The sequence below is a fragment of the Cupriavidus consociatus genome, from assembly GCF_017814975.1.
GTDB lineage: Bacteria > Pseudomonadota > Gammaproteobacteria > Burkholderiales > Burkholderiaceae > Cupriavidus > Cupriavidus consociatus.
In genome coordinates this window covers 144,040-165,380 of the sequence record NZ_JAGIQA010000007.1, presented here as the reverse complement: position 1 = coordinate 165,380, position 21,341 = coordinate 144,040, and the positions used below count along the sequence as shown (strand labels likewise).

General features: G+C 68.4%; 20 protein-coding genes. 12 read left to right on the top strand and 8 right to left on the bottom strand.

Annotated features, from left to right (window positions below; genetic code table 11):
- The first annotated feature begins 190 nt into the window (after window positions 1–190).
- Window positions 191–1,099: a LysR family transcriptional regulator gene (locus J8I82_RS12180; RefSeq protein ID WP_209757659.1), complete on the top strand. Its 909-nt coding sequence runs from the start codon at window positions 191–193 to the stop codon at window positions 1,097–1,099.
- Between the two features lie 105 nt (window positions 1,100–1,204).
- Entirely contained in the window at window positions 1,205–2,191 is a 987-nt protein-coding gene (locus J8I82_RS12175; protein ID WP_209757657.1) for a Bug family tripartite tricarboxylate transporter substrate binding protein, read from the top strand.
- A gap of 66 nt (window positions 2,192–2,257) precedes the next feature.
- Here the strand turns inward: J8I82_RS12175 and J8I82_RS12170 are convergent, their stop codons facing one another.
- Together J8I82_RS12170 and phaP are read right to left on the bottom strand one after the other, a co-directional pair.
- A complete protein-coding gene (locus J8I82_RS12170; protein WP_209757655.1) occupies window positions 2,258–3,094 on the bottom strand; it encodes a response regulator transcription factor in 837 nt (278 codons plus the stop codon).
- A 79-nt stretch (window positions 3,095–3,173) separates the two neighbouring features.
- On the bottom strand, window positions 3,174–3,569 hold the full coding sequence (phaP, locus tag J8I82_RS12165; protein WP_209757653.1) for a TIGR01841 family phasin: 396 nt from the start codon (window positions 3,567–3,569) through the stop codon (window positions 3,174–3,176).
- 331 nt (window positions 3,570–3,900) lie between these two features.
- Between phaP and J8I82_RS12160 the strand changes: the two genes are divergently transcribed.
- From J8I82_RS12160 to J8I82_RS12140, 5 genes are all read left to right on the top strand, one after another.
- Entirely contained in the window at window positions 3,901–4,788 is an 888-nt protein-coding gene (locus J8I82_RS12160; protein WP_209757651.1) for a LysR substrate-binding domain-containing protein, read from the top strand.
- Window positions 4,789–4,958: 170 nt separating this feature from the next.
- The gene (locus J8I82_RS12155) at window positions 4,959–5,708 is read left to right on the top strand and encodes an SDR family NAD(P)-dependent oxidoreductase (protein ID WP_209757649.1); all 750 of its coding nucleotides are present in this window, start codon (window positions 4,959–4,961) and stop codon (window positions 5,706–5,708) included.
- A gap of 83 nt (window positions 5,709–5,791) precedes the next feature.
- The gene (locus tag J8I82_RS12150; protein ID WP_209757647.1) at window positions 5,792–7,120 is read left to right on the top strand and encodes an MFS transporter; all 1,329 of its coding nucleotides are present in this window, start codon (window positions 5,792–5,794) and stop codon (window positions 7,118–7,120) included.
- Between the two features lie 70 nt (window positions 7,121–7,190).
- Window positions 7,191–8,036: a transketolase gene (locus J8I82_RS12145; protein ID WP_209757645.1), complete on the top strand. Its 846-nt coding sequence runs from the start codon at window positions 7,191–7,193 to the stop codon at window positions 8,034–8,036.
- A complete protein-coding gene (locus J8I82_RS12140) occupies window positions 8,033–9,049 on the top strand; it encodes a transketolase family protein (RefSeq protein WP_209757644.1) in 1,017 nt (338 codons plus the stop codon). The genes J8I82_RS12145 and J8I82_RS12140 overlap by 4 nt, the downstream gene beginning before the upstream one ends.
- A 51-nt stretch (window positions 9,050–9,100) precedes the next feature.
- On the opposite strand, the gene J8I82_RS12135 is transcribed toward J8I82_RS12140, so the two are convergent.
- Entirely contained in the window at window positions 9,101–9,760 is a 660-nt protein-coding gene (locus J8I82_RS12135) for a LysE/ArgO family amino acid transporter (RefSeq protein WP_209757642.1), read from the bottom strand.
- Between the two features lie 74 nt (window positions 9,761–9,834).
- Between J8I82_RS12135 and J8I82_RS12130 the strand changes: the two genes are divergently transcribed.
- Window positions 9,835–10,731 carry a LysR family transcriptional regulator ArgP gene (locus J8I82_RS12130; RefSeq protein ID WP_209757640.1) on the top strand — a complete coding sequence of 299 codons (897 nt, stop codon included), beginning with the start codon at window positions 9,835–9,837 and terminating at the stop codon, window positions 10,729–10,731.
- Between the two features lie 59 nt (window positions 10,732–10,790).
- On the opposite strand, the gene J8I82_RS12125 is transcribed toward J8I82_RS12130, so the two are convergent.
- Complete coding sequence (locus tag J8I82_RS12125) at window positions 10,791–11,702, bottom strand: LysR family transcriptional regulator (protein ID WP_209757638.1); 912 nt, start codon at window positions 11,700–11,702, stop codon at window positions 10,791–10,793.
- Between the two features lie 128 nt (window positions 11,703–11,830).
- On the opposite strand from J8I82_RS12125, the gene J8I82_RS12120 reads away from it, so the two are divergent.
- Both J8I82_RS12120 and J8I82_RS12115 read left to right on the top strand, forming a co-directional pair.
- A complete protein-coding gene (locus tag J8I82_RS12120; RefSeq protein WP_209757636.1) occupies window positions 11,831–12,835 on the top strand; it encodes a Bug family tripartite tricarboxylate transporter substrate binding protein in 1,005 nt (334 codons plus the stop codon).
- An 8-nt stretch (window positions 12,836–12,843) separates the two neighbouring features.
- Complete coding sequence (locus J8I82_RS12115; protein ID WP_209757634.1) at window positions 12,844–14,055, top strand: M20 aminoacylase family protein; 1,212 nt, start codon at window positions 12,844–12,846, stop codon at window positions 14,053–14,055.
- Here J8I82_RS12115 and J8I82_RS12110 read toward each other — a convergent pair.
- The 4 genes from J8I82_RS12110 to J8I82_RS12095 all read right to left on the bottom strand — a co-directional run bounded on the left by J8I82_RS12110 (window position 14,052) and on the right by J8I82_RS12095 (window position 18,552).
- Window positions 14,052–14,954: a LysR substrate-binding domain-containing protein gene (locus J8I82_RS12110; RefSeq protein ID WP_029044605.1), complete on the bottom strand. Its 903-nt coding sequence runs from the start codon at window positions 14,952–14,954 to the stop codon at window positions 14,052–14,054. The genes J8I82_RS12115 and J8I82_RS12110 overlap by 4 nt on opposite strands.
- 58 nt (window positions 14,955–15,012) lie before the next feature.
- Window positions 15,013–16,254 carry a metal-dependent hydrolase family protein gene (locus J8I82_RS12105; RefSeq protein ID WP_209757632.1) on the bottom strand — a complete coding sequence of 414 codons (1,242 nt, stop codon included), beginning with the start codon at window positions 16,252–16,254 and terminating at the stop codon, window positions 15,013–15,015.
- A 2-nt stretch (window positions 16,255–16,256) separates the two neighbouring features.
- Window positions 16,257–17,558, bottom strand: a complete 1,302-nt coding sequence (locus J8I82_RS12100; RefSeq protein ID WP_209757630.1) for an MFS transporter — start codon at window positions 17,556–17,558, stop codon at window positions 16,257–16,259.
- 346 nt (window positions 17,559–17,904) lie between these two features.
- Window positions 17,905–18,552, bottom strand: a complete 648-nt coding sequence (locus J8I82_RS12095; RefSeq protein ID WP_245179650.1) for a TetR/AcrR family transcriptional regulator — start codon at window positions 18,550–18,552, stop codon at window positions 17,905–17,907.
- 233 nt (window positions 18,553–18,785) lie between these two features.
- Between J8I82_RS12095 and J8I82_RS12090 the strand changes: the two genes are divergently transcribed.
- Together J8I82_RS12090 and J8I82_RS12085 are read left to right on the top strand one after the other, a co-directional pair.
- Window positions 18,786–19,745 carry a Bug family tripartite tricarboxylate transporter substrate binding protein gene (locus J8I82_RS12090; RefSeq protein ID WP_245179678.1) on the top strand — a complete coding sequence of 320 codons (960 nt, stop codon included), beginning with the start codon at window positions 18,786–18,788 and terminating at the stop codon, window positions 19,743–19,745.
- 27 nt (window positions 19,746–19,772) lie between these two features.
- Window positions 19,773–21,323 carry an AMP-binding protein gene (locus J8I82_RS12085; RefSeq protein ID WP_209757626.1) on the top strand — a complete coding sequence of 517 codons (1,551 nt, stop codon included), beginning with the start codon at window positions 19,773–19,775 and terminating at the stop codon, window positions 21,321–21,323.
- Window positions 21,324–21,341: the final 18 nt, after the last annotated feature.

Below are 21,341 nucleotides of genomic sequence, written 5' to 3'. Positions count from 1 at the left end.
TTGGCGGCACTTTACTGGCTGCATTGCGCCGGCACGAAGCGCTGATCCGGCATGTCTGCTATCTGCCGGGGGCATATCAGGGTTAACCCATGTGTTCCTGTGGTGCATGCGGCAGGCACGTGCGCAGGCGTTAGTATCGGGCGACACGCGACACGCGACACGCGACACGCCGCCCCGCATCCCGAAGACCATGCACCGCATCGACCCCGTCAATATCCAACTGTTCCTCGCCGCGGCACGCGAAGGCTCGATCAAGCGCGCGGCGGAAACCGAACACATTGCGCAGTCGGCGCTGAGCCGGCGCATCGCCGAACTGGAGCGCAGCCTCGGCGTGGTGCTGTTCGTGCGATCGCCCGCCGGCGTGGTGCTGACCGATGCCGGCGCCCGCGCGCTCGAACTGGGCCGCAAGCTCAACGAAGACATCGCCAGCTTCGCGCGCGAAGTGCAGGATCTGGGGGACCAGGTTGCCGGCGTGGTGCGCGTGTCGGCCAGTCCGTCGGCCATCATCGGCTTCCTGCCGGAGCGGCTGCATGCGTTCAAGGCGGCGCATCCGCTGGTCGAGATCGCGCTGTACGAACGCTCCACGGCCGAATCGATCCGCGCCTGCCTCGATGACCGCGTCGACATCGGCATCGGCGTCGCGGCCAAGACGCCTGCTGGCCTGGAGTCGTGGCCGTTCGCCAGCGATCCGCTCAATGTGGTCCTGCCGTCGTCGCACCGGCTGGCGCGGCGCAAGCGCATCCGCTACGCGGAAGTGCTGGAGCATCCGCTGGTGGTGGTGCAGCCCGGCGGCGCGCTCGACCAGGAGCTGCGCGAACAGGCGGCGAACCTGCGCCTGCCGTTCAACCAGAGCGTGACGGTGTCGAGCTTCGAAGCCGCATGCCGCATGGTCGAGGCCGGCCTGGGCATCGCCGTGCTGCCGGCCAGCGCCGGCGCTGCCTATGCCGGCACGCGCGGTTTTGTGCGCGTGCAGCTCGACGAGCCGTGGCGCGAGCGGCAGCTGCTGATCTACGCGCCCTACAAGCAACCGCGGCTGCGCACGATCGCGGCCATGATCCGCGCGCTCCAGCCAGGCACCGCCGAGGCTATGCCAGCCTGAGATATCCGGTCCAGCGGATTAGCACTCTGCCGCGCAGCGGCGCAGCACTACACTCCGACGCAAAGCCACCGCCCACGGTGCGATTTCAATAGACGGAGACAAGGAATGCGGACAACGCTGTTTCGGCGGGCGCGCCATGCGCTTGCGGGCATCACCACACTGGCCGTGCTGGGCGGCCTGCCTGGCGCGGTCAATGCGCAGGAAACCAGGCCGGTCAGGCTGATCGTGCCGACCCAGCCGGGATCGCAGGCCGACGCCGTGGCGCGCGCGCTGAGCCAGCCGCTGGGCAAGCACCTGGGCCAGTCGGTGGTGGTCGAGAATGTCGCCGGTGCCGGCGGCGTGCCGGGCACGCAGCAGATCGTCAGGGCGCCGAAAGACGGGTCGACGCTGGGCCTGATCTCGTCGAACCACGTGATCAACCCGTTTATCTACAAGAACCTGCCCTACGACTCGCTCAAGGACATCACGCCGATCACCGTGATTGGCACGCTGCCGCTGGTGCTGGTCGTCAATCCTTCCGTCAACGCGCAAAGCACCCGCGAACTGGTCGCGCTGCTCAAGTCGAAGCCGGGCGAACTCAACTATGGCTCGTCGGGCAACGGCACGGTGCTGCATCTGGCCGGCCAGCTGTTTGCCAGCGAAGCGAAGGTGGATATCCGGCATGTGCCATACAAGGGCGCCGGCAACTACACCACGGACCTGGTCGGCGGCCAGGTACAGGTCGGCTTCCTGACGGTGCAGGCGGTGCTGCCGCTGCTCAAAGCCGGCAAGCTGAAGGCCATCGCCGTCTCGACCGCGCAGCGCGTGCCGGCGCTGCCGGAGGTGCCGACGCTGGCGGAGTCCGGCCTGCCGCGCTACAGCTTCGATGCCTGGCTGGCGATCGTGGGCCCCGCGGGCCTGTCGAAGTCGAATGTATCGGCGCTGCAGTCCAGGATCCAGGCCACGCTGCAGGAGCGCGACGTGCAGGAGCATCTGGCGGGGCAGGGCGTGGTCGTGGCGGCCACGGGTGCCGACGCGGCTGTGCCGTTCTTCCGCAGCGAGCTGGACAAGCATGCCCGGATCGTCAAGCAGGCGGGAGCGACGCTGAACTAAGGCAACGCGCCTGGCACCGGGGGCCCGTCGCTTGCGGCGGGCCTTTTCTTTTTTCTTTTCCGCCCCTTACAGCGCGGCGCAATCCTCGGGATCGGCGACAGCAGCGCGCGGCCCGGGCCTGGGTGGGCTTGCCACGGGCTTCGGTACCGCTTGCCCGGGGCCGGGACCCATTGCCTGTCCCAGGCGCGCACCGCGTTGCAGCGCCACGTGGACGGCTTCGCCCTTGCTGCGCACGCCGAGCGCCTTGTAAAGGGCGTTGCAATGGCACTTGACCGTCGCCACTGAAACGTTCAACTGCCGGCTGATGGTCTTGGCGGGATAGCCGCGTGCGAGCAGTACAAGGATTTCGTACTGGCGCGGCGTGAGGCCGAGCACGTGGGCCTCGCCGGGCGAACGGGAGCCGGCCACGGTCTCCGTGGCCGCAACGGTGCTGCCTTTGGCGCGGCGCTCGACGCTGCCGTTGGCACTGCCCTGGCGCGGGCCATCGTGCGATGCCGGTGCAATCCCCGGCCGCTGGCTGAACGGACCCAGGCTGACCTGGTAGCCGCTGGCGACCAGCCGGATCGCTGCTTCCAGCACATCGGGCGGCACCGATTTCGGCAGGCAACCCACGACGCCCGCCGTGACCTTGTCATCCACCCAGTTCCGGGGCGCGATGTCGGACAGTACCAGCAGCCGCGCCGCGGGCCAGGTCCTGCCGACCTGGCACAGCAGATGCCATGCTGCCTCCGGATCGTCCGGCAGGCCGAGCACGATCAATGCGATGGCTTCGCCGGCAGCGCGGCGCCCCGCGAGTTCCGCCGGTTCGGCGGTAACGACCTCGCCGACGGCGTCGAATTCTTCCAGCGTCCTGCGCAACGCCACCCGCATCAAAGCGTGGGATTCAATCAACAGCACCTTCATTGCACACTTCTCTATTGCGGACGCGGTACCGCTGCCGCGGCAGGGAGCGGCAGGCGGCGCGGCACGTCCGGGCCGTGGTTTAGGCGGCGACCCGCGTTGCGACTGCCGACGCGGTGGCGTGGCTCAGCCTGGACTGCGCAAGCTCGACCGCCTGCTGGAAGCGGGCCTGCGCCAGCCGGGCAAGCCCGGCCTGCGTTTCGGACGCGATTTCGTACAGCTGCCGCGTGTAGGCGCAGGCCTTGTCGGCGGCAACGGGCGTGAGGCCGTTCTGCGTGTCGAGGACCTTGCGCAGGTCCCTGCTGGCCAGCAGCGCCTGCATGCGTTGCTGGCTTTCGTCGAAGGCCGCCTGCGCGGCCTGCAGGTTCAGCTCGGCGATCCGCTGGAAGCCGGCAAACAGGATGCTGGAGTAGGCGAAGCAGTCAGCGAAGCCGCTGCCATGGCTGGCAGCGAACGGATCGGGCGCGAATTCGGGCATGCAATGGTTCCTTGGATCTGCGAGGGCTTGATGCCCGACGACAGGTTTGCTGGTGGACGCACGGCCGGTGGTGTGCGTCGAAGGAGACGCCCGGCGTGCTGCGTTGCATCATTCGCGCCCAATTCTAGAGTAAGCACTCTAAACAATGTGCCCCGCAAATCTAAGGGGATTCCCCGATAGTTTCGGCGTTTCTGCACGAATTTGTTTTTTCGTGTTCGTTTGGCATTCCGGGTGGCGCGTTCGGGAACACAGCGGCATTGCGGGACCAATGACTGAGGAGATCCGCGGCACGACCAGTAGAATCGCTGCGACTCCATTCCATTAACATGCCATGCGGATTCCTCCGGTAAAGGCCATCATCGCCTTCGAAAGCGTTGCCAGGACCAAGAGCGTCAGCCGCGCCGCGGAGGAACTCGGCCTGACCGCGTCGGCCGTCAGCCACCAGCTCAGCAATCTCGAAGAGATCCTTGGCCAGGCGCTGTTCTTTCGGCAAGGGCGCGGGCTGGCGCTGACGTCGGTGGGCGAGCAGTATCTGCGCGATATCACCGGGGTGCTTGCCGACCTCAATCGCGCTACCGAACGCGCCTCCAGCCCGGCCAATATCGAGATCCTGCGCGTGCATTCGAGCCCGAGCTTCGGCCTGATGTGGCTGCTGCCACGGCTGGAATCGTTCCAGGCCGACAATGGCGATATCCAGCTCAACCTGTCGTGCTCGTATGAAGACGTGTCGTTCACCAGCGGCTACTACGATGTCGATATCCGCCATGGCTACGCGCACTGGCGCGACCTGCAGGTGAAGACGCTGCGGCGCGAGACGATCGCACCGCTGGCTTCTCCCGCCTATCTCGAAAAGCATCCGATCCGTACACCCGAGGATCTGCTCGCGCAGCGGCTCATTTATTCCGAAACGCCGCTGGTGCAGTGGCAACAGTGGTTCGCGCGGTTCGGCGTGCCGGCTTCGCACAAGACCTTCGACTTCAGCTTCGACCGCTCCTACATGTCGCTGGAGACGGCAGCACTGGGGCTGGGCGTGGCGCTGGAAAGCACGCTGCTGGCATCGGTGCAGATCCGCAAGGGCGCGCTGGTGCCCGTGTTCGACGACAGTCATGCGCTGGAGGTGGGCAGCCATCACCTCGTCTACCCGGCGCAGAACGCCGAATTGCCGCGCGTGGCGCGCTTCCTGGCCTGGCTCGACCGACAGTTGCCGGCGCGGCGCTGAACCCGCGAAGCCCCGGCGCGGCCGGCCGAGTGAACCAAGCGGCGCGCTTCGGGAGCGCCGCCGCCGACGTTTGAAAATTTCTCAGCAATAGCTGAGGCAGACCGCGTTGATCGTCAGGCCGCCAGCGACAAAACTCGACACATCCCAAGTCCAATTGCAAGGAGACAAAGATGCTGGTCGAGAACAACGTAGTCATCATCACCGGCGCCGCCTCGGCGCGCGGCATCGGTAAGGCCACCGCGAAAGCCTTCGCCGCGCAGGGCGCCACCGTGGTGATTCTGGACCTGCGCCTCGAAGACGCGCAGGCAGCCGCCGGTGAGCTGGGTGACCAGCACCTGGGCCTGGCCTGCGACGTGACCGACAAGGCCGCCTGCGAACGCGCGGCGCAAGCCGTGCTGCAGCGCTACGGGCGCATTGATGCGCTCATCAATAACGCCGGCATCACCCAGCCGGTGCGCACGCTCGATATCCAGGCGGCCAACTACGACGCCGTGCTCGACGTGAACCTGCGCGGCACGCTGTACATGTCGCAGGCGGTGTTGCCGCAGATGCGCGAGCAGAAGCGCGGCAGCATCGTGTGCATGTCGTCGGTATCGGCGCAGCGCGGCGGCGGCATCTTCGGCGGGCCGCACTACAGCGCCGCCAAGGCAGGCGTGCTGGGACTGGCTCGCGCCATGGCGCGCGAGTTCGGGCCGGACGGCATCCGCGTCAATTCGATCACGCCGGGCCTGATCCAGACCGACATCACCGGCGACAAGCTCACGCCCGAGATGCGCGCCGACATCATCAAGGGCATCCCGCTGGGCCGCCTGGGCAATGCCGCCGACGTGGCCAACGCCTGCGTGTTCCTGGCGAGCGACATGTCCGCGTACCTGACCGGCATCACGCTCGACGTCAACGGCGGCATGCTGATCCACTAAATTCAAGTGATGCCGCCCGAAAGAGGCGGGACCTTCAACAGCCGGGGCACCGCAGCGCGGCGCCACCAGGCAGGAGACAACCGATGAAGACCAAATACGCGGCTTCGCCCATTGGCGGCGAAGCGACGCTGCACGCCGATTCCGCCACCTTCGAGACCCGCACCTACGCCAAGGTGGTGAAGCGGCTGATCCCGTTCCTGATGCTGTGCTACCTGGGCGCCTACCTGGACCGGGTCAACGTCGGCTTCGCCAAGCTGCAGATGCTGAGCGACCTGCACTTCAGCGAAACCATCTACGGCCTCGGCGCCGGCATCTTCTTCCTCGGCTACTTCATCTTCGAAGTGCCGAGCAACGTGATCCTGCACCGGGTCGGCGCCAAGCGCTGGCTGGCGCGCATCATGCTGACCTGGGCGGTGATCTCGGCCTGCTTCGCGTTCGTCACCACGCCCACGCAGTTCTACATCCTGCGCTTCCTGCTGGGCGTGGCCGAGGCCGGCTTCGCGCCGGGCGTGATTCTCTACATGACGTACTGGTTCCCGTCCGAGCGGCGTGCCAAGGCCTTGTCGATGTTCTTCATGGCGATTCCACTGGCCGGCATCGTGGGCGGGCCGCTGTCGGGCTGGATCATGCATGCCTTCCACGGCGTGGGCGACCTGGCCGGCTGGAAGTGGCTGTTCCTGATCGAGGCGCTGCCGTCGCTGTGCCTGGGCGTGGCGATCCTGTACTACCTCGACAATGGCATCGACCAGGCGCACTGGCTGACCGACGCCGAGAAGGCGCTGCTCAAGCGCAATATCGAAGGCGATAACGCGCACAAGATGGAGCACATGTCGATCCGCTCGTTCATGGGCGACCGCCGCCTGTGGCTGATGGCAGCGATCTACTTCTGCGTGGTGCTGGGCCAGTACGGGCTGACTTTCTGGCTGCCCACGATCATCCGCAAGGCCGGCGTTGCCGATCCGCTGTGGGTGGGCATCTACACCGCGCTGCCGTACCTGTGCGCCATCGTGGCGCTGCCGCTGGTGGGCATGAGCGCCGACCGCCGCCGCGAGCGCCGCTTCCACCTGATCGTGCCGATGGTGGTCGCCGCCGCCGGCTTTGCCACCTTGCCGCTGCTGGGCAGTGTCAGCGCGTCGCTGGTGTGCCTGTGCATCGCCGCCGCCGGCATCCTGGCGTCGTCGTCGCAGTTCTGGGCGCTGCCCACCGCGCTGCTTGGCGGCATGTCGGCGGCAGCGGGCATCGCCGCGGTCAACTGCGTCGCCAACCTGGCCGGCTTCTTCTCGCCCGCCATCGTGGGCTGGCTGAACGACCTGACGGGGAAGTCCACCGCCGGCCTGGTGTTCATCTCGGGCACCGTGGTCTTCGGCGCGATGCTGGTGCTCCTGGTCCCGGCCAGGTCCGTGAACCGCTGAAGTGAACCGCTGAAGCCCCCCTCTTTGCCGACCTTCTGAAACTCTGATCGAACCGATTGCTGGAGACACCATGCAACAAGCAACCACCGACAAGGCCGTGTCCTTGCGGGAACGCGCCTACCGCATCCGCCGCAACGCCTTGCTGATGGGCGAAGTCCAGGGCCAGGGCTATATCGGCCAGGCGCTCGATATCGCCGACGTGCTCGCCGTGGCCTACTTCGACGCCATGCGCTACCGCCCCGAAGATCCCGAATGGGAAGGGCGCGACCGCTTCCTGCTGTCCAACGGCCACTACGCCATCGCGCTGTACGCGGCGCTGCTGGAGGCCGGCATCCTGCCCGCGGAAGAGCTGGAGACCTATGGCAGCGACGACAGCCGCCTGCCGATGTCGGGCATGGCCAGCTACACGCCCGGCATGGAAATGTCCGGCGGCTCGCTGGGCCAGGGGCTGACCATCGCCGTGGGCCGCTGCCTGGGCCTCAAGCGCAAGGGCTCCGACAACTTCGTCTACACGCTGTTCTCCGACGGCGAGCTGGACGAGGGCGCGATCTGGGAGGGCATCCTGTCCGCCGCGCACTGGAAGCTGGACAACCTGATCGCGATCGTCGACGTCAACAACCAGCAGGCCGACGGCCCGTCCACGCAGATCATGGCGTTCGAGCCGCTGGTGCCGAAGCTGGAGGCATTCGGCTGGTTCACGCAGCGCGTCGACGGCAACGACATCGACGCTGTCGCCGCCGCCTTCCGCGCGGCACGCGAGCACCGCGGCGCGCAGCCGCGCATGATCATCTGCGATACGCGCATGGGGTGCGGCGTGCCGTTCCTCGAGCAGCGCGAGAAGAACCACTTTATCCGCGTGGATGCCGACGAATGGCAACTCGCACTGCAGGCCCTGGAAGCCGGGAGACAAGCATGAGCAATACCATCGCCACCACCAACGCCACGCCGAAGCCGAAGCTGAAGACCTCGGCCATGATCGCCTCCATCGCCGGCGAAGGACAGGCCACCAGGTCCGCCCCGTTCGGCCACGCGCTGGTGGAAATGGGCCGCCGGAAGCAGAACGTGATCGCCATGACCGCCGACCTGGGCAAGTACACCGACCTGCATATCTTTGCGCAGGCGTTCCCGGAGCGCTATTACCAGATGGGGATGGCCGAGCAGCTGCTGATGGGCGCCGCCGCCGGCTTCGCGCATGAAGGCGCGCAGCCCTTCGTCACCACCTACGCGGTATTTGCCACGCGCCGCGCCTACGACTTCATGCACCAGACCATTGCCGAGGACAACCTCGACGTGAAGATCGTCTGCGCGCTGCCCGGGCTGACCACCGGCTACGGCCCCAGCCACCAGGCCGCCGAGGACCTGGCGCTGATGCGCGCCATGCCCAACATGACCGTGATCGACCCGTGCGATGCGATCGACATCGAGCAGATGGTGCCGGCCATTGCCGCGCACAACGGCCCGGTGTACGCGCGCCTGTTGCGCGGCAATGTGCCGGTGGTGCTGGACGAGTACGACTACAAGTTCGAGCTTGGCAAGGCAAAATTGCTGCGCGACGGCGCCGAGGTGCTGGTGATCTCGTCGGGCATCATGACCATGCGCGCGCTGGAGGTGGCCAAGGCGCTGGAGAAGGACCGCATCGGCGTGGCGGTGCTGCATGTGCCGACCATCAAGCCGCTCGATACCGAGACCATCCTGCGCGAGGCGAAGCGGCAAGGGCGCCTGGTGGTGGTGGCCGAGAACCACACGGTGGTCGGCGGCCTTGGCGAAGCGGTCGCGGCCACGCTGATGCAGGCGGGCACCATGGTGCCGTTCCGGCAGGTCGGGTTGCCCGACGCATTCCTCGATGCCGGCGCACTGCCCACGCTGCACGACCGCTATGGCATCTCGGCGGGCGTGGTGGCGCAATCGATCCGCAACTGGATCGCCTGACGGCCCTCAGGCGCATCGCCTCGGTCATTCTCGCTTGCGCGGGAATGACCTTCAGATCGCGGCCAGGGCGTGACGCAGCAGCAGTGCCGACAGCACGAACATCGTCATGCCGATCAGCCCGTCCAGCACCCGCCAGGCCCACGGCCGCGCAAACCACGGCGCCAGCCAGCGCGCCCCGAATCCCAGCAGCCCGAACCAGAACAGGCTGGCCGAACTCGCGCCCGCCACGAACCAGCCGCGCAGCGCCGCCGGCTGCTGCGCGCCGATGCTGCCGACCAGCAGCACCGTGTCGAGATAGACATGGGGATTGAGCAGCGTGAACGCCGCCGCCTGCGCCAGCGCGGCGCCGCGGCTCAGGCCATCCTGTCCGGCCGCTGCGCGCAGCTGGTGCGGCTGGCGCGCGCGCCGCAGGGCCCGCCAGCCGTATAACGCCAGGAAGGCGGCTCCGGCCAGCGCCAGCGCGCGCGCCAGGCCGGGGCTATCGCCCACTGCTTGCGCCATGCCCATGACTCCTGCCGCAATCAGCAATGCGTCCGCAACGGCGCAGAACAGCACCACGCTCACGACATGCTCGCGGCGCAGGCCCTGGCGCAGCACGAACGCGTTCTGCGCGCCGATGGCGACGATCAGGCCCAGGCCCAGGGCCATGCCCTGGAGCGAGACCGATAACGGGAGAAACAGGAGAGAAGAGGTGGCGAATGGCGTCATCATTGGCGCAGCTTGCCTGCCTGCGCAAATGAAGACAAACTATCTTTACTTTATCCAGTTTAGGAAAACTTAAGGCGATGCTGGATTATTCCGCGCTCTCCGCCCTGGCCGCCGTGGTGCGAGAAGGCAGCTTCGAGCGCGCCGCCCGCGCGCTGCATGTCACGCCATCGGCCATTTCCCAGCGCATCCGGCTGCTGGAAGAGCGGCTGGGCTGCGCGCTGGTGGTGCGCGACCAGCCTTGCCGTGCCACGGAGACGGGGCGCAGGCTGTGCCAGCACGTCGACCGGGTGCGGCTGCTCGAGCAGGATCTGCAGGGCGCGTTGCCGGCGCTGGCGCCGGAGGGCATCGCGCGCGTCGCGCTGCCGGTCGCGGTGAATGCCGACAGCCTTGCGACCTGGGCCGCACCGGCCATCGCAGCCTTCGCCGCGGCCAGCCCCGTGCTGATGGAAGTGGCCGTCGATGACCAGGATCACACCACCGAGTGGCTGCGCAGCGGCGCCGTGCTGGCCGCGGTGACCGCGACGGCGCGCCCGGCGGCAGGCTGCAACAGCCAGCCGCTCGGGGCGATGCGCTACCTGGCGGCCGCCAGCCCGGCCTTCGTGCGGCAGCATTTTGCCGGCGGGGTGGGAGCCGGCACGCTGGCGAAGGCCCCGAGCCTGATGTTCAACACCAAGGACGAACTGCAGGTGCGCTGGGCGCGGCGGCTGTGCCATCGGCACGTGGAGCTGCCCCGGCACACGCTGCCTTCTTCGCAGGCGTTCGTGACCGCGGCGCTGGCCGGCATGGGCTGGGGCCTGCATCCGCAGTCGCTGATCGCGCAGCATCTCGACGACGGCGCGCTGGTCGAACTGGTGCCGGGCACGCCGCTGGACGTGCCGCTGCACTGGCAATACGCGCGCGCCGCGTCCGGCCTGCTCGACGGCCTGAGCCGCGAGGTGCTGGCCGCCGGCCGCGCCGCATTGCTGGCAGCCTGACTTGCCAGCAATGCGGCGGCGTGCCGGTGTCAGTCGTGCCGGTGTCAGTCGTGCCGGTGTCAGTCGTGCAGGTGCTCGTCCACGAAACGCCGGAACAGCGCCATGCTCGGCGCCTCGGTCCGGCCCGCCAGCGTGAAGAACGCATAGCGGGGGCCGTCGTCGACCGCCGGCGTGGTCGCCAGTTCGCACAGCTTCCCCTCGGCGATTTCCGCCCGCACCGCCGCGACGATGCTGAACAGGATGGCGTCCGACACCAGCACGGCCTCCACGAGGCTGCGCACGTTCTCGCAGCGCAGGCTCAGGCAATGCTCGGGGTCGGCGCGCGGGCCGAAGCGCTTGACCAGCCCGCGCGCGACTTCCGGGCTCAGCGGTGCCGACGCCAGCGGATAGCGCATGACATCGTCGAAGGTCACGGGCTCGCCGACGGCGGCCTGCAGCAGCAGCGGATGGCCCGCGCGGCAGATGAAACGGCCCTGAAGCTGCGCCAGCAATTCGTGGCGCAGGTCGGTGGCCGGCGCCACGCTGGTGACCTCGACGATGACCGCATCCAGCGTGCGCTGGCGCAGCTGGATCATCAGCGCGTCGGAAGTGCCGAGCGATACCGCCACCTGGATGCCAGGGTGGTGCACGGCCATGTGGCGCAGAAAAGGCGTCATCAGCACCGCGCCGGGCCCCGCGCCCAGCCCGACGCGGATGGCGCCGAGGTGATGGCGGTGGAACAGTTCCACGCTGCGATGCAGTTCGGCTTCCTCGAACAGCATGCGCCGGGCCCGCTCGGCGATCAGTTCGCCCAGCGGGGTCAGCACATTGCGCCGGCCATGGCGGTCGATGAGCTTGCCGCCAAGCTCGTCCTCCAGCGCCTGGATGCTGCGGCTCAGCGCCGACTGGGTGAGGTGCAGCCGTTGCGCCGCGCGGCTGAACGATTCCACGTCCGCGACCATGAGCAGGTGCCGCAGGTGTTTGAGGTGCATCGATGGCTTGTGAATGAGTTTTGTGAATAAATTTTAGACGAGTAATGCATTGGACACATAGCAGGCTGGCCGATACGATCCGTCGCACAAACACACACAAAGCGACGCAAGGCGCCAAGGAGACTGCCATGACCCGAATCCGATTCCAGAACATCGCCCGCCGGCTGCTGCGCGCGGCGGCGACCGGCCTGCTGTGCGCGGGCCTGGCGCCGGCCTACGCCTATCCCGACCGGCCTGTCACGCTGCTGGTGCCGTTTCCGGCGGGCGGGTTGTCGGACGTGGTCGCCCGCAACCTCAATGCGCCGCTGGGCCGCCAGTTCGGCCAGCCGGTCATCGTGGAAAACCTGGGCGGGGCCGGCGGCGCGATCGCCGCGCAGAAGGTCCTGCATGCACCGGCCGACGGGCACCTGCTGTTCCAGGCCGGTCCCGGCGAACTGATCACGACCCCGCTGGCGAACGCGGCGATCAAGTACAAGAGCGAGGATTTCCGGCTGGTCCACATGGTCGGCGCGGTCGACCTGGCCATCCTGGTGCGCAAGGACCTGCCGGTGAAGGATGTCGATGAACTCGCGGCTTATGCCACGCAGGCGGCCCGGGCGGGCAAGCCGCTGACGTATGCCAGCGTCGGCGTCGGCTCGCTCTACCACCTGCTGGGGGCACACCTGTCGCAGACCATCGGCGCGCCGATGACGCACGTGCCTTACAAGGGCGGCGCACCCGTGATCCAGGACCTGGTGGGCGGCATCGTCGATATCTTTGTCTCGCCGTTCGGCAAGCCCGACATCGAGCGCATGCGCACCGGCCAGGTCAGGATGCTGGCGGTGCTGTCGCCGACGCGGCTCGACGCGGTGAAGTCCGTGCCGAGCGTCAATGAAAGCAGGGCGCTGCGCGGCTTCAACTACTCGACCTGGGCCGGCGTCTTCGTGAAGAAGGACACTGCCGAGCCGGTCGTGCAGGCGCTGCACAAGGCGCTGGCGCAGACGCTGGCCGACCCGGCGGTGCGTGCCAGCCTGGATGGCGCGAACCTGCCCGCATCCCGTCCGGCATCGCTGGCGGAAAGCCAGAAGGCGTACCAGCAGAGCATCGACCAGTACCGCGGCATTGCGCGTGCCATCGGCCTGCAGCCGCAATGAAGGCCGCCATGCATCCTCTCCTGGCAGCGCTGCGGGACAGCGCAGAAGCATTCGTTGCCATCCGCCGCGATATCCATCGCCATCCGGAACTTGGCTTCGAGGAACACCGCACCAGCGACATCGTCGCCGGCCTGCTCGCCGAATGGGGCTACGAGGTGGAGCGCGGGCTCGGCACCACCGGCGTCGTTGGCCGGTTGCGGCGGGGCAACGGCGGCCGCCGCCTCGGCATCCGCGCCGACATGGACGCGCTGCCGATGGCCGAGGCCACCGGGCTGCCCTATGCCAGCTGCCATCCCGGCGTGATGCATGCCTGCGGACACGACGGGCATACCGCCATGCTGCTTTGCGCCGCCAGGCATCTGGCGCGGCAAGGCAATTTCAGCGGCACGCTGAACCTGATCTTCCAGCCGGCGGAGGAAGGGCTGGGCGGTGCCAGGCGGATGATGGAAGCGGGGCTGTTCGACAAGTACCCGTGCGATGCCATCTTCGCCATGCACAATGTCCCCGGCACGGCGCCCGGGCGGTTGCTGCTGCGCCAGGGCGCGGCGCAGGCCTCGGCCGACAGCGTGACCATCACGCTGGCCGGCATCGGCGGCCACGCGGCATTTCCGCACAACGCGGCCGACCCGGTCGTGGCCGGCGCTTCGATCGTGATGGCGTTGCAGACCATCGTGGCGCGCAATGTCGATCCGCTGCAAACGGCAGTGGTCACGGTGGGCGCGTTCCAGGCGGGCACCGTCTCCAACATCATTCCCGCGCAGGCAGTGCTGAGCCTGAGCGTGCGCGCGCTGGACCGCCGCGTGCGCGACCAGCTCGAGCAGCGCATCCGCGAACTGGTTGCCGCGCAGGCACAGAGCTACGGCGTGAAGGCGCGGATCGACTACGAGCGCGGCTATCCGGTGCTGGTGAACACGCCGGCGGAAACGGCATTGGCAAGCCAGGTTGCGCTGGAGCTGCTGGGGCCCGGCCAGGTCGACTGCCAGGCGCCGCCGATCGCTGCAAGCGAGGACTTCGCCTTCATGCTGGAGGCGGTGCCCGGCTGCTACCTGTGGATCGGCAATGGCGAGGGAGCCGAGGGCGGCTGCATGGTACACAACCCCGGCTACGACTTCAACGACGGCAATATCCCGGTTGGCGCGGCGTACTGGGCGCTGCTATGCGAGCGCTTCCTGGTGGACCAGCCCTGGCCGGTGAACGCGGTGAACGCGGCGCACGCCTAGGCCGGCCTGCCGCTCTGCTGCACCAGCCATTGGCGGAAGGTGCGCGCGACCGACGTCTCGACCCGGTCGCGGTGCCACAGCGCGTAGTAGCCGCCGCCGAGCGTGGCGCTGGCCTCGCACGCGCGCACCAGCCTGCCGTCCTTGAGGCAGCCGTCGATCATGTGGCGCCAGCCCAGCACGATGCCGTGGCCTTCGATCGCTAGCTGCACCAGGATCGGGTAGGCGTTCGACACCACCGTGTTCTGCACGCGCGCCTTGCCCAGCCCGTTCTGCGCCAGCCACGCCGGCCACGACATCCACTGGCGCTGCGCGTCTTCCAGCACCAGCAGCGTCTCGCCCGGCAGGTCGGCCACGGCCAGCCGCCGGCCGCGCAGGTAGCCGGGCGCACAGACCGGCATTACTTCCTCGTCATAGAGCCGTTGTGCGGCGAGCCCCTGCGGCGGGCCTTCGCGCAGGTAGTACAGCGCGACATCGAAGCTGGTATCGACCAGCGACGCAAGCCCATCGCTGACGAACAGCCGCACCTGCACGTCGGGATGCTCGGCGCGGAACTGCGCCAGCCGCGGCGCGATCCACAGCGTGGAAACGCCCGACGACGCCGCCACCGTCAGCTCGGTGCTGCCCTTGCGCCGCATCACGCTTTCGGTGGCTTCGGCGCAGTCGACCAGCAGGCGCTGGACCTGCTCGGCGTATTGCTGGCCGCTGACGGTCAGGCTCAGCGCGCGCGGGCCGCGCTCGAACAGTTTCTTGCCGAGGAAGCGTTCCAGTTGCGCCACCTGCCGGCTGATCGCGCTCTGCGTCAGGTGCAGTTCCGCGGCCGCGCGGGTGAAATTGCCGTGCCGCATGGCCGCCTCGAAGGCGACCAGGCAGGGAAGGGGAGGAAGCGGGGAGATGCGCATGGGGCGGCCGGACGTCGGGGAACCAGCCGCCCATCTTAAGGGAAAGCCAGCAGAAGGCTCAGCCGGAATGCTTGGCCCTGTCGTGGATGCGCCCGGCCTGCATGACCAGGGAGATTTGCTCGCCCTGGCCGCACAGCAGGCCGATGTCCCGCAGCGGGTCGCCGTCGACCACCAGCAGGTCGGCCAGCGCGCCGGCCCTGACCGTGCCCAGCTCGTCCTCGCGCTGCAGCACCGCGGCGGCGATCGAGGTGGCCGAGCGGATGGTCTCGAGCGCGCCAAGCAGCTCGGCGCGGATGCGGAACTCGTCGGACTGGTAGTGGTGCATCTCGCCCAGCAGGTCGGAGCCGAAGGCCATCGGCACGCCGGCCTCGGCGTAGATCGCCAGCGAGTTGCGGCCAGCCTCGCGCACGGTCTCGATCTTGGCGACCGACTCCGGCGGCAGGCCCAGGCGCGCGCCGTCGCGGGCCAGCGCATCGTAGGTGACCAGCGTCGGCACCACGAAGGCGCCGTGCTCGCGCATCACGCGCGCCGCCGCGGCATCGACCAGGTTGCCGTGCTCGATGGTGCGCACGCCGCAGCGGATCGCCCGCGTGATGGCGCGGCCAGTGTAGGCGTGCGCCATCACGTAGGTCTGCGCGGCCTCGGCCTCGGCCACGATCGCGCGGATCTCGTCCTCGCTGTACTGGGTGTTGCCGATGGGGTCAGTCGGCGAGGCCACGCCGCCGGAGGCCATGATCTTGATCTGCGTGGCGCCCTTCTGGATCTCTTCGCGCACGGCCAGGCGCACCGCATCGACGCCGTCGGCAACGCGCGCGATGGCGCCGGCACGGAAGGCGCACGAGCAGGGCTCCAGCACGTCGGCGCGCGGGCGGAAATCGCCATGCCCGCCGGTCTGCGACAGCGCCTTGCCCGACGGGAAGATGCGCGGCCCGGGGATCAGCCCGGTGGCCACCGCCTGCGACAGGCCCCAGTCGGCGCCGCCGGCATCGCGCACGGTGGTGAAGCCGCGCTCCAGCATCGCCTTCATGATCGGCATGGCGCGGAAGGCCACCAGCACGTTGGGCTGCACCGCGTTCACGCCGAGGTTGGCGAGCGCCGCCAGCACGTGCACGTGGCAGTCGATCAGGCCCGGCATCACGGTCTTGCCGGCGACATCGATCTGCCGCGCGTGCGGCGCCACGATGCCTTGCGCGGAGACTTCGACGATGCGCTCGCCCTCGATCAGCACATCGGCGCGCGGCAGTGCGGTGCCGCGGGCAGGGTCCAGGACGTTGCCGCCCTTCAACAGGATCTGGTTCATGGTCATTGCTTGCGGAGGTAGGCAGGTTCGCGCACCAGCAGCGTGCCGGCGAAGCTGATGGCGGCGGCGATCATCACGTAGAACGCGGGCGCCATGGTGCTGCCGGTGGTGGCGATCAGCCAGGTGATGATGAACGAGGCAAAGCCGCCGAAGATGGTGACCGCCAGGTTGTAGGCGACCGACAGGCCGGTCGACAGCACCTTGGCCGGGAACAGTTCGGAGAAGGCCGCCAGGATCGGGCCGGTATAGCCGGCGATCAGCACGCCGAAGACCAGCTGGAACACCAGCAGCGAGAACAGGCCGGGGACCTGGTTGATGTACACGTACATCGGCCAGGCCAGCACGAAGATCAGCGCCGCCGAGCCCGACAGCAGGATGCGGCGGCCAAAGCGGTCGGCCAGGCGGCCCACCAGCGGCGCGAACACCAGGATCGCCATGCCGCCGACCATGCCGGCCACGAAGCCCGACGACTGCGGCACCTTCAGCACCTTGACGGCATAGGTCGGCATGTAGAACAGCAGCACGTAGGTGCACACCGTCCACAGGATCACCATCGAGAAGCTGGCGGCGGTCTGGCGCGGGTAGTCGCGCAGCACTTCTTTCAGCGGCGAATCGGTCTTGTCTTTGGCTTCGCGGAAGGTCGGGGTCTCGTCGAGGTGATGGCGGATGTAGTAGCCCACCGGGCCGATCAGCATGCCGATCAGGAAGGGCAGGCGCCAGCCCCAGCTGTTGAGCGCCTCGGGCGGCAGCGAGGAGGTGACGAAGGTGCCGACCGCCGCGCCCAGCAGCACGGCCACGCCGATGCTGGCCTGGATCCAGCTGGAGTAGTAGGCACGCTCGCGCTCGGGCGCGTATTCGGTCAGGAAGGCGGTGGCGCCGCCCATCTCGCCGCCGGCGGAGAAGCCCTGCAGCAGGCGCGCGAGCACGATCAGCATCGGCGCGAACAGGCCCACCTGCTCGTAGGTGGGCGCGATGCCGATCAGCGTGGTGCCCACCGCCATCAGCAGGATGGTCAGCGACAGCGCCGCCTTGCGGCCGACGCGGTCGGCATAGATGCCGATGATGATGCCGCCCACCGGCCGCATGAAGAAGCCGACGCCGAAGGTGGCGACGGCCAGCAGCAGCGACGACAGCTCGTCGCCGGTGGGAAAGAACAGCCGGGCGATGATGACCGCGAAAAAGCTGTAGACGGTGAAATCGAACCACTCGAGACCGTTGCCGATCACGGTGGCAACGATGGCGCGGCGCCGCTGGCTGGCGCCGATCGGCGCGCTCACGCGGTCTAGGGTTGGGTTGGCTTGCATGTCACTCCACTCCAGGCGACAGATCAGGGGCTAGGGCTAACGGGATGCCGGGCGCGCGTGAAATGGGGGCGGCAGGCATCGGTAGGCAAGCCGATGATAGGTGTCGGCCCGATGATGAAAAAAACGATATCTGCGCATGGAGGCATGCGCGTAGCGCATGGCGGGGCGGGCGGAGCGGGCGGTGGGTCGCGGCCAAGCCGCGCCAGCGCAGGGCTGGCGGGCCGCGGGCCGGAAAGCCTTGTGCCACGCCGCTGGCAAGGGCGAAACAGCGGATATCAGGGTTTGCCCTGATGCTGGCGCAGGGCATGCGCGCCGCGCATGCCTCGGCTCGGGATGCCGGCGGTGCTCAGCCGGGTTCGCGCCGCAACCCCCGCCGCAGCGTCTCCACCAGCGCATTGCGCACCGCCTTCGCACTGGCATCGCTCATACCGAACAGGTACTGCGCCGACACCCCGCGCATGGCGCCGATGATAGCCACCGATTCGGCCAGCGGGTCGACATCGGCGCGGATATTGCCCGCTTCGATGCCGCGCCGGATATGCCCTTCCAGGATCGAGACGGACTCGCGGTTGAGCCGGTCCAGCGCGTCCGCCACCGCCCCCCGGGTGACCACGCTTTCCGACAGCAGCACGTGCAGCGCGCGCAACGCGGTGTCGAGCGACGGGTGGCGGCCGACGTAGAAGCCGACGATCCCCAGCACGCTTTCCAGTCCCGGAGCCCAGTTGGCTACCTGCTGGCGCACGTCGCGCACATCCTTGCCGATCTGCTCGACCAGCGCAACCAGCAGCCCTTCCTTGTGGCCGTAGTGGTGCGCCGCAAGGCCGCGGCTATAGCCGGCGCGTTCGCCCACCTCGCCCAGCGTCAGGCCGGCGATGCCTTTCTCGCATACCAGCGCCATGGCGCTGTCCATGATCCGGCGCGCGGCCTCGTCGCGCCGCTCCTTTTGCGTGCGGCGCCGGGCGGGGGCCGGCGCGGCCCCGACTTCGGTCGTCATCTGTGTTCTCCGTGGGAATCCGCCGTGGACACGCCGATGGTAACGCAGTGATGCAGGCATAACCCTGCCGCGACGCCTCGGGATTTCACTTACTTGTTAATCAACAAGCAAGTTATAAGATTCTCCGGCGGGCATGCCCGACCCACGGACAGACCGGCCCGTCATGACAAGAAGACGACCAGGAGACAGCTGTGACCGTAAGCGTTTCAAGCAGGAAAGCCTGTGCCGTGGCGATGACGGCATGCGCGCTCGGGTGGCTCGCCGTCCCGGCGCTGGCCAACCCGGCCGAGGCCGCCGACTACCCGAAGAAGCCGATCCACATGGTGGTGCCCTCGACCGCCGGGGCCGGCGCCGACATCCTGGCCCGGCTGGTCGCCGACAAGCTCGGCAAGACGCTGGGCCAGCCGGTGGTGGTGGAGAACAAGCCGGGCGCCAGCAGCGTGATCGGCACCACGGCGGTGGCGCGCGCGCAGCCGGACGGCTACACCATCCTGTTCACCTGGACCGCGCTGATCCAGTCGTCGGTGCAGAAGACCAGGCCGCCGTATGACGTCTTCACCGACCTGGCGCCGGTTGCTGAAGTGGCCCGCTCCAGTTTCGTGCTGATTGGCGCGACGTCTGCGCAGACCGGCAGCGCGAAGGATTTCATTGCGACGGCGAAGCAGCGGCCGGGGCAGTACAGCTACGGCTCGTACGGCAACGGCACCTCGTCGCACATCCTCGGCGAGCTGTTCAAGCAGAGCGCCGGCATCAGCATGGTCCATGTGCCGTACCGCGGCGGCGCGCCGTTGCTGTCGGACCTGCAGGCGGGCCATATCCCGGTGGCGTTCCTGGATTTCGCCAGCGCGCGCGCCAATGCCGGCAACGAGCGCATGAAGATGCTGGCGATCACCAGCAGCGAACGCTCGCCGTACTTCAAGGCGACGCCCACCTTCGGCGAACTCGGCATCCGCGGGCTCGACCTCGAAGGCTGGTTCGGCGTGCTCGCGCCGGGCAAGACCGACCCGGCCATCGTGCAGAAGCTGTCGGCGGCCGTGGGCAAGTCGTTGCGCGACCCAGAGGTGTCCCGGCGCATGGAAGAGCTGGGCGTGACCGTGGTCGGCAACAGCCCCGAGGAATTCGCGGCCAAGCTGCGGCGCGACGAAGAGAAGTGGCGCACCGTCATTACCCATGCCGCCATCCGCGCCGATTGAGGCGCCGACCGATCCGGGACCCTGACGATGATCCACGCTTCCCCTTCCTTCTTCTCGCTAGCGCTGGCGGCACTGCGCCGCTATCCCGATCGCATCGCGTTCCAGTGGGCCGGCGGCCGGCTGACTTACCGGCACGCCACCAGCCTGATCGGCCGCTACCAGGCCGTGCTGGCGCGGCATGGCATCGGCGCCGGCACGCGCGTGGCCCTGCTCAGCGCCAACCGTGCCGACAGCTGGTGCGCCGGCATGGCCGTGCAGGGCCTGGGCGCGGCCACCAGCTGGCTGCACCCGATGGGCTCGCTGGACGCGCATTGCTTCCAGGTCGAGGACGCCGACGTTGTGGCGGTCATCGTCGATGCCGCCAGCTACGGCCACCGCGCCGGCGAGATCGCGGCGCGCCTGCCGGGCAGCCGCATCCTGACGCTGGGCGCCGCTGATGCCGGCACCGACCTGGCGGCGCTGGCAGAGGCGGCCGGTGCTTCCGAACCGGTCGACCATTCGTCGGCCAGCGCCATGGGCACGCTGTCCTATACCGGCGGCACCACCGGCCGGCCCAAGGGCGTGATGAAGTCGGGCGGCGCCAACGGCCATGTCGCGCTGCAGATGCTCGCTCATTTCGACATGCCGCTGGCGCCGCGCTTCCTGGCGGTGGCACCGATCACGCACGTCACCGGCACCAATGTCGTGCCGACGCTGCTGCGCGGCGGCACGGTCCACCTGATGGCGCGCTTCGACCCGGAGGAGATGGCCGCCACCATCGCGCGCGAACGCATCAACGCGACCATGATGGTGCCGACCATGGTCTACGGGTTGCTCGACCATCCGCGCTTCGATGCCTTCGACCTGTCTGCGCTGGAAACGCTGCTGTACGCTGGCGCGCCCATTTCGCGCCAGCGGCTGATCGAAGGCATCGAGCGCATCGGCCCGGTGTTCTGCCAGCTGTATGGCCAGTCGGAATGCTCGCCCATGACCGCGCTGCGCAAGGAAGACCACGACCTGTCGCGGCCCGCGTTGATGGACGCCTGCGGCTTCCCGCTGGCCGGCTGCGAGGTGCGCCTGCTCGACGACGACAACCGCGAGGTGGCACCCGGCCAGCACGGCGAGATCTGCGTGCGCAGCCCTGCCGCGATGAGCGGCTACTGGCGCCAGCCGGAACTGACGGAGCAGGCCTTTGCCGGCGGCTGGCTCCATACCGGGGACGTGGCCGTGGCCGATGACTGCGGGCGGCTGTACATCGTCGACCGCAAGAAGGACATGATCGTCAGCGGCGGCTTCAACGTCTATCCGCGCGAGGTCGAGGACGCGCTGGCCACGCACCCCGCGGTCAGCCTGGGCGCGGTGATCGGCGTGCCCGATGCCAAATGGGGCGAGGCCGTGACCGCCTACGTGGTGCTGCGCACCGGCAGGTCGGCGACGGCGGAAGAGCTGATCCACCACGTCAAGGCGCTCAAGGGCAGCGTCAACACGCCCAAGCGCGTGGAGATCGTCCCGGCGCTGCCGCTGACGGCGCTGGGCAAGCTCGACAAGAAGGCGCTGCGCGCGCGCCACTGGAGCGGCCAGGGCCGCAACGTAGCCTGATCCCGCAAACTTTTTCTA